This window comes from Loktanella sp. SALINAS62, assembly GCF_018263905.1.
Lineage (GTDB): Bacteria > Pseudomonadota > Alphaproteobacteria > Rhodobacterales > Rhodobacteraceae > Loktanella.
Genome location: NZ_JAAFZU010000009.1, coordinates 21,592 through 22,892, shown reverse-complemented (window position 1 = coordinate 22,892; position 1,301 = coordinate 21,592). Strand labels below are relative to the sequence as shown.

Genomic DNA, 1,301 nt, shown 5'->3' with positions numbered 1-1,301 from the left:
GGATCACCACGGTCATCCCGACCGCGACGATGCCCAGATAGGCGTTGTCGGTCAAAAGATTGCCGATCACGCGGGTCGACAGCATCGCGGGAAACTGGATGTAGCAGATCAGGTAGGCGATCAGAAAGATCACGACAGTCGCATACAGCGGCAGGATGCGCGCGTTCATTCGGTGACCTCCTTTCGGGTGTCATGGGATTCTGCGGTGCCGGGTCTGCGTCGCAGCTTGCGCGACAGATGCGGGCTGATCCGGGGCGATTGCAGCACGAGGATGACGACGACGAGCCCCGCCTTGATCACCAGATTAAATTCGGACGGAAAGCCCGCCAGCAAGATGCCGGTGTCGATCGTCTGGATGATCAGCGCCCCCAGCAGCGACGCGGCGATGGAAAAGCGTCCCCCCAAAAGCGAGGTGCCGCCGATGACCACCGCCAGAATGGCGTCGAGTTCCAGCCACAGGCCTGCGTTGTTGGCGTCGGCGCCGCGGATATCGGCGGCCACGATGATGCCCGCCACAGCCGCACACAGCCCCGATGCGACGTAGACCGCAATCAGCAGGACCCGTGCGTTCACCCCCGCCAGCGCACTGGCGGCGCGGTTGATGCCGATCGCCTCGATCAGCAGGCCAAGTGCCGTCCGGCGGACCAGCAGGCCAAAGGCGATACCGGTGCAGATCCAGATCACGACCGGGGTGGGGATCCCAAGGATGGCCCCGGCCCCGAAAAAGGCAAAACCTTCGTTGCTGAAGGTCAGGATACGGCCTTCGGTAATCATCTGGGCGATGCCGCGTCCGCCGACCATCAGGATCAGGGTGGCGACGATGGGCTGGATGCCGAAGACCGCGACCAGAATGCCGTTCCACAGGCCGCACAGCAGTCCTGCGCCCAAGCCGATCGCAAGGGCGGGCACCACACCGTAGCCGCCCGCAATGGCCCAGGCGGATGCGGCACCACAGATTGCCATGACCGCGCCCACGCTTAGATCGATGCCGCGGGTCGCGATCACCAGTGTCATGCCGACCGCCAGCAGGGCCACCGGTGCGCCGCGTTTCAGCACGTCGATCACACTGCCGACCAGACGCCCGTCCGCTAGATCGACGGCCAGAAAGCTGGGAAAATAGGCCGTCACAAGCGCGACAACCGCGATCAGGGTCAGCAGCTGCGGCGCAAGCCTGCGCAGGATCGGGGTCATGACGTGGCCCTTTCGGCATCGCCGCGCGTGGCGATGGCGTTGATGATGTGGTCGGTGTCGATCTCTGCGCCGACCAGTTCCGAGACATGCTTGCGGTCGCGGACCACGAC

At 64.6% G+C, this 1,301-nt stretch carries 1 protein-coding gene and 1 pseudogene; both read right to left on the bottom strand.

All coding sequences use genetic code 11. From position 1 onward, the window contains the following. A pseudogene (locus GZH79_RS18930) lies at window positions 1–169 on the bottom strand (sugar ABC transporter permease YjfF); the annotation flags it as partial. Beyond that, entirely contained in the window at window positions 166–1,191 is a 1,026-nt protein-coding gene (locus tag GZH79_RS05185; RefSeq protein WP_211642644.1) for an ABC transporter permease, read from the bottom strand. The pseudogene GZH79_RS18930 and the gene GZH79_RS05185, both read right to left, overlap by 4 nt. Window positions 1,192–1,301: the final 110 nt, after the last annotated feature.

Coding starts and splice junctions, on each gene's coding strand:
- GZH79_RS05185 (WP_211642644.1), bottom strand. CDS start 1,191: ATGACCCCGATCCTGCGCAGGCTTGCGCCGCAGCTGCTGACCCTGATC.